Genomic DNA, 8,405 nt, shown 5'->3' with positions numbered 1-8,405 from the left:
GCTTCACCGCCGTAAGTTTTTGCACAAATTGTTGCAATCGCAGCAGTTAAAGTTGTTTTACCATGGTCAACGTGACCGATTGTGCCCACGTTTACGTGTGGCTTATTACGTTCAAACTTAGCCTTAGCCATGTTTATAGTCCTCGTTTACGTCGAACACAATTCTGAGCAAAAACTCAGCATCGACATATCGCCTAAAAAATCAAACACCCAATACTTGAAAAGCAGACTAATAAGCCTGCTTTTTAAATCTTTGTAGAAAATCTACTAAACTGTATCTGGAGCTCTTATCGAGATTTGAACTCGAGACCTCTCCCTTACCAAGGGAGTGCTCTACCACTGAGCTATAAGAGCGATTATCCTTCGATGGAGCGGGAGACGAGGATCGAACTCGCGACATGCAGCTTGGAAGGCTGCCGCTCTACCAACTGAGCTACTCCCGCACTGTGTTGGTATATATACCACTTCAATCGAAGTTAATGGTGGTGAGAGAAGGATTCGAACCTTCGAAACTTTCGTAGCGGAGTTACAGTCCGCCCCCTTTGACCGCTCGGGAATCTCACCATATCACACTTATTTCAGTGTTGTTCTTTACTTCACAACTACACACCTTTAAGATGGTGCCGGCACACGGATTCGAACTGTGGACCTACTGATTACAAGTCAGTTGCTCTACCAACTGAGCTATGCCGGCTCTTCTTAGTGTTTCGTACGTTTCGTATCGGAACGGTGTGCAGTTTAGCAAAACTTCCAAACGATGCAAGCGGTTTTTTAAAAAAAACCGCTAAAAACTCATAAAATCAATCCGTTTGATGATAATTCAACCGCTTTGATCACTGCGCGAGCTTTTATTTGCGTTTCATTCCATTCAGATTCAGGATTTGAGTCCGCTACCAAGCCTGCTCCAGCCTGTACATAGACCTTTTTATCTCGAATAACACAAGTACGGATTGCAATCGACATATCCATTTCGCCGTGCCATCCTAAATATCCCACTGCCCCACCAAACACACCTCTTTTCACAGGCTCAACTTCATCAATAATTTCCATTGCACGAATTTTTGGTGCACCCGATAAAGTACCTGCTGGGAAAGTTGCTTTAAATACATCTAGCGCATCGATATCGTCACGAACTTCGCCTTGCACATTTGAGACAATGTGCATGACATGTGAATAGCGTTCAATCACCATTTGATCCGTTACTTGGACCTTACCTATTTTTGATACGCGCCCCACATCATTTCGACCAAGGTCAATCAACATTAAATGCTCAGCGATTTCTTTTTCATCAGAAAGTAAGTCTTTTTCTAAAGCAAGATCTTCTTCTTTAGTTTTTCCACGTGGTCTGGTACCTGCAAGAGGGCGCACTGTCGCAATACCATTTTCTAAACGAGAAAGAATTTCTGGCGATGACCCTACAATATGGAATGGCTTTTTATCAGTAATCGTTTGCCCTTGTACCAAGAATAAATAAGGCGATGGGTTCAAATGACGTAAAGCACGATAAACCTGTAAAGCCTCCCCATCGAAATCAGAGACCATACGCTGTCCCGGAACAACCTGCATCACATCACCAGCACGTATATATTCTTTAACCTTTTCGACTGTTTCTAAGAATTTCGCTTTACCAGTAATTGACTCAAAATGTGGAGGTGTATGAGGCTTAGCTTGCAGACTTACTGGTGTAGCTAACAATTGCTCTAATTGATCTAATTTTTGCTGAGCGTCTTCATAAGCATTACTCTGCTCTGTATCCGCATGAACAATTAAAAATAAAGTATCTTTAAGGTTATCAAAAACTATGACTGTCTTTGATAGCATTAACCATAAATCCGGCAATGTAATTGGGTCAGCTGTAGGAACATTCTTTAAACGTGGCTCGATATAACGGACTGCATCATAGCCTAAATAACCTACTAATCCGCCCGTAAAACTCGGTAAGTTTGGCAAGAGCTCAGCAGATGGCACTTTAAATTGCTTCTGAAATTCACGAATATACTGAAATGGGTCTTGGCAATCTTCTTGTGTAATTGAGCCATCAGCATGTTGTATAGACAGAACACCTGCATTACATGAGAAAACCGCCGACTCACCTAAACCAATCATAGAATAGCGTGCCCAATTTTCGCCACCTTCGACTGACTCAAATAAATAAGCTTGTGTATGGTCTTTAAAACGAGCAAAAACAGATAAAGGAGTTTCTGTGTCTGCTAAGCGTTGGCGATAAACTGGAATCGTGTTGTAACCAGCAGCCTTGAGTTGCTCGAATTGCGCTAATGTTGTCATGAATTTTCTCTAATATGGTTTCGATTTAAAAGTGTGTTTTTCTAGATTCGGTTTAGACACGCCATCGAAAAACCATACGCTTATTCATTCTGATCTCCATTTCATTCATTAGATAATTAACTCAGCAAGACTATCAACAACTTGCTGAGGTTGGCAATCATAGATATTTTCTCCATGATTATAGCCATAGCTGACCACAATACAATCAATTCCAGCACGACGCGCAGCCTCAATATCATTACTTGAATCGCCAATCATTAACGATTGTGAAGCAGATATTTTTAGGCTTTGCATGCAATGCAATAATGGCAATGGATGAGGCTTTCTCTCTGGTAAGCTATCCCCACCAAGTACGACTTGAAAATATGGAGAGAGCTGTAAAGCATCAAGCAAACCTTGAGCAAGTTGTACAGGCTTATTGGTAACGCATGCCATTTGTATATTCAAAGTTTTACAATATTTTAAAAACTCGGTTACACCAGGATAAATTTGAGTATTTACACAGAGTTCTACACTATATATATCAATAAATTTTTGTAATAAGACTTTGTGCTGTTCAGGATCTAATTTTCCAAAAATATGAAGCAGAACACTTTCACAGAGTTTTGAAGCTCCTTTACCCACCCATTCTCGTATTTGAACTTCTGTTACCAATGGCCAACTTAGCGCCTCTAAACTTAAATTCATAGACCGATACAAATCAGCAGCAGAATCAACCAACGTCCCATCTAGATCAAATAAAATTAAATCGCGCTTACTTAGTTGTGCAACAGACATCTTTTTTCTACTCAAAATTAAAAAGGCATGCGTTTAGCATGCCTTGATTGTAAAAGCAGCAACGGATTATTTAAAGAATAACCATGCCAATACAGCTAAAATTACTAAAATAATAATAGTGATTAAACCAACTGAGGCATTCTTCTGTTGCTCTTTTTCTTCTGCAACACGAGAAACTGGTTCATCAAAAGCGATAGGTGTTTGCTGTTGCGCATTAATATCCACACCCTCTGGAATAGGTGCAGGTTTTGGAATAGAAATATTCTGCGGCATACCATCGCGACGAACTTCTACTTCTGCGGCACGCTCTGCAAGGCTCGGCATTCCTTGATCGCTTAAATCTGGAGAGGATGTCGTATTTACAGGTTCGGCTTCAATTTCAGGTAATTCCGTGATTTTCTGTGCAGGAGCCAATAGAGAAAATTTAAAACTAGCAAACTGAACAATATCACCATCATGCAACTGCTTTTCTTGCTCAATACGAATATCGTTTACAAATGTGCCATTCGATGAATTAAGGTCTTGCACCCATAGCGCTTGATCTTTTAGAAGCAATGCAGCATGGCGACGTGAAATTTCAGCAGCTTGCAACAACACATCGGCATCTTGATGACGCCCTACCAACATATCACGATCAACATTAATTTCTTGGCCAGTAATTTCACCAGTAATTGCTTGTAGTTTCCAAGTCATGCGTATGTCCTATTCATTTTTTATCAATCATAACATGCTACTACTGTGCTGTGCTTGTGCGCAGTGTCGTTGTTGTTACTGTATTTTTAGTACGATTAACTTCAGGATCAGGTAACTGCAAGGTTTGCTTTTGAACTGCTGGCTCTACCGCTACAGGTGTAGTTGCCGTCGAGGTTTTTCCACCTGAAGGAACCTGTTGATAATTTTTTGGCTGAGAGGCAATACTAGGTGGTGTCATCTTTTGATTATAGACATCATCAACTTGCTCAGGCAGTTTTGCAAAATTGCCGTTTTTATCCATAGCCAATTGCAAGCTATAAAGCTGGCTATAGCGCTGCTGAGACAAACGGCGCACATCATTTGCATCACCCACAATTGTTGGGTGGATAAAAACAAGAAGGTTACGCTTCACATTACTTCGAGTATCCGAGCGGAATAATCTACCTAAGTATGGAATACTGCTTAACCCAGGAATACCTTGACGGTTAAATTCAACATCATCAGATACTAAGCCACCCAAGACTACTGTCTGTCCATGCTCAGCCAATACAGCTGTTTTTATAGCACGTTTGTTTGTAATCAAATCGGCAGCCTGCCCCTTACTCGCCTGAACATTTGAAACTTCTTGTTCAATTTCAAGTCGAACTGTGCCATTTTCACCTATGTGAGGTATAACTTTTAATGTCACCCCCACATCTTTACGCTCAACCGTGGTGTATGGGTTGATCCCCGTACTGTTTGTAGTGACCGATCCTGTTACAAATGGAACGTTTTGACCGACAACAATATAAGCTTCTTCATTGTCCATCGTTACAATAGAGGGGGTAGACAATAAATTAGAAGCTGTATTCTCTTTTAAAGCTTGAATTAAAGCTCCATAAAGCTGGCGAGAACCATCCGCACCCTCTTTATACTTCCCTAATGCAATTGAACTACCGGCTCCAATTGCACTTCCCAAACCAGAAGCACCGCCAGTTAAGTAACCTGCTGCCAATGAAGCCAGACTTGAACCTGCATTGGTAAAGTTAATTAGACCAATACCACTATTAATGTCACCAAGTGCCCATTGCACCCCTAATTGATCGGCATCTTTACCTGAAACCTCAATAATCGCAGCTTCAATCAGAACTTGCTGACGACGAACATCGAGCTGCTGAATAGCAGATTCAATTTCGCGCATTAATTGAGGATCTGCCTTAACCACTAACGAGTTTTGGGCATTATCCGCAATAATGCTTACCCCATTTTGGCTAAAGCTAGAGATATTGTTCTGATTATTATTGTTCGAATTACCGTTTAAATTAATAGATGGCGTAGAAATTGAACTACCATTTGAACCAGAGGTATTTGAACTAGAATTCTGGTTATTACCCATCAAATTATTGATCGGATTCGATGAATTAGAAGAATTGTTATTACTATTTGACGAAGAAACAGCTTGACCTGTTACGAGGCCTTGCAAAATCTCAGATAAATTTTTTGCACTTGCATATTTCAATCGAAAAACTTTTAAACCACCTAAGCGGTCGGCCGAAGGGACATCCAGCATTTCAATCATGTGGCGAATACGCTTACGCGTTTCAGGATCACCCTTAACTAAAATACGATTGGTTCGATTGTCTGCAATAATACGGATACGTGCACCATTAAAATCTTTAGATGCTCCCGTAGCACTCATGGCCTCAAGTTGAGTAATGATTTCTTCCGCTTGGCTCGATTGAAGGTTTATTGCCTCAATATCATTCTGGCCAGTACCATCTAGATTACGAATAATATTTTCAAGTTGATAAATATTTGCCGCACGGTCCGAAACAATCAGTGCATTAGTCCCTGCAATTGCAGCCATATGTGCAAATTGCGGCATTAATGGACGAAGTGCTGGAATTAAATCATTAGGATTGGTATTTTCAAGCCAAATGACTCGGGTAACGATCTGATCACCACGCAATTTATTTCGCGAGTCGTAAGGAATTCCCGAATTTTTAACATTGCTATCTGGAACCAGCTTAATGGTGTTACCCGAAGGAATTGCCACTACCCCATTCACATTTAAGACCCCAAGGAATAGGTCGTAAACTTCATTTTTATTGAGGGGTTTATTCGATATTACTGTGACGTTACCACGCACTCGTGGATCTACTGCAAAGTTTTTACCCGTAATGTCTGCCACTTCATTAATAAAAGCAGTTAAGTCAGCATCACGTAAATTGATCTTCCATGTTTGGGCATAGACGCTGCTGCTCACTGTCGCAATCAATGGGGCTGCTGCAAGTAATGCCCAAAGTGGACGTTGATGATTCAATAAAGCCATAACTTGCGATAATTCCTAACTCTTATGGTGACGTGTTATCACTAAAAATTTTGTTGTATGGTCATCACTTGATCACCACGTTTTATTTCTATTTTCACTTGCCCAGCTCGACGAGCCTGTTCAAGTAACTGCACATCCGTTTGTCCCTGCCCAACCGTTTGACCGTTTAAAGAAACAATCCGATCACCCGGCCTTAAACCTAACTTATTTCGAAGCGCAGTGGGTGTACGTTCTGTAACTTCAAAACCTTCACCAGAGTTCCCACTAACGCCCATGTCACGCAGATATTGTTCACGGTTGCCTTGCATTTGCTGAATAGCCTGTCCTAACGCCTCTTGAGTCGTATTAACAGGTGCCGATGACTGAGGCGCAGTAGCAGTTGGCTGTGAAGCATCTGGCGTCATAGGTTGATATAAACCGTTTGGCAAACCTTTAAATTGGAGTTCACGAGTACTTCCATTACCTTGACGCAATATCACGTGATCCCAATAAACTTCTGCTAACTGATAAGAGGTAGAACCTATTGTTTCTCCTACACGATATCGGTCAGCAATATTATCTAGCTTAATAACAGCCGAAGAAAAACGGTTCGGATAGCCCAGCATTACGCCTTGTAATTCTAGGTTGACATTTTCCTGAGCCGCATTGGCTGAAGGTTCATTAAAAAGCGAAAAAGTACTAATGTTAGGAATTTGCGGCTGCTGTGATCCTAACTCGACTCGATCAAATTGCATCATTTGAGGAGGGGCAATTACCCACCAAAATAATGAAGCTAATTTCCAACACAACCATAAAACCAAAAAGGCAAATACAACTACACTTAACCGATCTAATTTTTGCCACTGTAATTGCTGTAATTTTTCAATCCATACTTTCATTAGTTACCCCCTTGTATTAAGGGTTGACGAGAACTAATGACAAACGTATCTAAACCAGCTTTTCCATCATAAGATGGGATATTAAGTAATAACCTTTGGGTAAGCTGTACATCAAGCATCATGTTGGCATCTAATAAAAGATTCGCCATTTTTTGACTGCGTTGATCACGTATATCAACTTGTAATTGTCCATTTTGATCCGTTAATTGCCCATTTAAAGAAGGCATATTCATACGGTCTTGACGATCACCAATATTATAAATTAAAGCACCGCCACCCCAATGTAATTGACCATCAACTGCTGCGAACCCCTGCTCCTTCTTATAATTAAACTCAATATCTTTCAGTTGAATGCTGTTCGCAGGCCATTGCCAATTCACAATTTGTTTTAATGTTTCAGGTGCAACCTGACCATTCATAGCCTTTACAATTACTTTTTTCCCCACACCATAGCCCATTACCCCAGATAATTGGGTATTTCCACTATGGATATCTACATCAGAAGCGAACCTTAATAAAAACAGGTCTAGAGGTCTAGTTTTCCAATGAATCGAGCCTCTCAAAGTACCACGCCGCCAATCTGCTTGGCCTTGCCAGATATTTCCACTTACATTGTGTAGAGTTTGATTATTCTTTGAAAATTTAGAAATAAGCCACGTCGCCGGGATCTGTAAAATAATAAAAATTAAAAATGCAATGAGGGCAAAAAACCACCACTTCCATTGCTTAGACTTTTTCTTCATTCAGCCTTACCAACATGCAAATTATCGTCCTTATTTTGAGAGTAGCTCCCTAGTCTGACATTATGCATACTTTTTCAACATCGCCAATTCACTTCATATAAAAAAACCAAGCAATCGGGCTTGGCTTCGGTATTAAGACTATAAGTTGAACGTATGACAAAATCATGAAAACTTGACGCTCAATGAACTAAATGCACATTTGATCTCAACAATTCATTTAAAGAGCAATTTAAACACTCAATTTTTTAAATAATATTTATAGCAAAATTTTGAGATATTTTTATCAATAAAAAAGCCAAGCAAATTTGCTTGGCTTTTAAAAACGGCAATTTGATTAGATTAAGAAATCTTCAAGTTTTGCGCCTTTTTCAATTTCAGCAACTAACCAGCGTGGTTGTTTACCGCGACCAGTCCAAGTCTCTTCAGCATTGTTTTTGTTGCGGTAACGAGGCTCAACAGATTTACGAGTTGTTTTCTTACGTTTTTGAGCACCAAACTCAAGAAGTTGTTCAACACTGAAACCTACATTTTCAGCAATCTCGATAATTTGATTATAAGCATCTTCGATTGCTTGATCTTTTTTACTTGCAATTAAAGCTTCTGCTTCTTCTTGTAAGCGTTTTAACTCTTCAACAGATAATTCACTGATATCCGGTTTCATTAATAAATACTCCAGTCTTACAGACAATTCAAAATAATACAGACAAAATTTAAAAAC

8 protein-coding genes and 4 tRNA genes are annotated in these 8,405 nt (G+C 40.0%); all 12 read right to left on the bottom strand.

Annotated elements, in window-relative coordinates; all coding sequences use genetic code 11:
* The coding region (locus tag ACTJJH_RS16430; protein ID WP_227591698.1) for a GTP-binding protein at window positions 1-131 on the bottom strand (131 nt) is incomplete at its 3' end.
* A 147-nt stretch (window positions 132-278) separates the two neighbouring features.
* A tRNA-Thr gene (locus ACTJJH_RS16425) sits at window positions 279-353 on the bottom strand.
* A 13-nt stretch (window positions 354-366) separates the two neighbouring features.
* Window positions 367-442: transfer RNA gene (locus tag ACTJJH_RS16420), tRNA-Gly, on the bottom strand.
* Window positions 443-479: 37 nt separating this feature from the next.
* A tRNA-Tyr gene (locus ACTJJH_RS16415) sits at window positions 480-563 on the bottom strand.
* Between the two features lie 54 nt (window positions 564-617).
* A tRNA-Thr gene (locus tag ACTJJH_RS16410) sits at window positions 618-693 on the bottom strand.
* 98 nt (window positions 694-791) lie between these two features.
* Window positions 792-2,285, bottom strand: a complete 1,494-nt coding sequence (gene trpE, locus ACTJJH_RS16405) for an anthranilate synthase component I (RefSeq protein ID WP_032037662.1) — start codon at window positions 2,283-2,285, stop codon at window positions 792-794.
* Window positions 2,286-2,393: 108 nt separating this feature from the next.
* Window positions 2,394-3,062, bottom strand: a complete 669-nt coding sequence (locus ACTJJH_RS16400) for a phosphoglycolate phosphatase (RefSeq protein WP_440601458.1) — start codon at window positions 3,060-3,062, stop codon at window positions 2,394-2,396.
* A 66-nt stretch (window positions 3,063-3,128) separates the two neighbouring features.
* A complete protein-coding gene (locus tag ACTJJH_RS16395) occupies window positions 3,129-3,755 on the bottom strand; it encodes an FHA domain-containing protein (RefSeq protein WP_440601457.1) in 627 nt (208 codons plus the stop codon).
* Between the two features lie 40 nt (window positions 3,756-3,795).
* On the bottom strand, window positions 3,796-6,066 hold the full coding sequence (gspD, locus tag ACTJJH_RS16390) for a type II secretion system secretin GspD (protein WP_032037665.1): 2,271 nt from the start codon (window positions 6,064-6,066) through the stop codon (window positions 3,796-3,798).
* Window positions 6,067-6,107: 41 nt separating this feature from the next.
* Window positions 6,108-6,944, bottom strand: coding sequence for a type II secretion system protein N (locus ACTJJH_RS16385; protein ID WP_005079413.1), 837 nt, complete (start codon window positions 6,942-6,944; stop codon window positions 6,108-6,110).
* The gene (gene gspN / locus ACTJJH_RS16380; protein WP_017481931.1) at window positions 6,944-7,687 is read right to left on the bottom strand and encodes a type II secretion system protein N; all 744 of its coding nucleotides are present in this window, start codon (window positions 7,685-7,687) and stop codon (window positions 6,944-6,946) included. The genes ACTJJH_RS16385 and gspN overlap by 1 nt, the downstream gene beginning before the upstream one ends.
* Window positions 7,688-8,021: 334 nt before the next feature.
* Entirely contained in the window at window positions 8,022-8,348 is a 327-nt protein-coding gene (locus ACTJJH_RS16375; RefSeq protein ID WP_000801427.1) for an H-NS histone family protein, read from the bottom strand.
* Between the last annotated feature and the right edge of the window lie 57 nt (window positions 8,349-8,405).

The sequence above is a fragment of the Acinetobacter sp. 22301 genome (assembly GCF_052045285.1).
Classification (GTDB): Bacteria; Pseudomonadota; Gammaproteobacteria; order Pseudomonadales; family Moraxellaceae; genus Acinetobacter; species Acinetobacter pittii.
The sequence above is the reverse complement of the archived record's forward strand: the minus strand, read 5'-3'. Positions and strand labels throughout refer to the sequence as shown.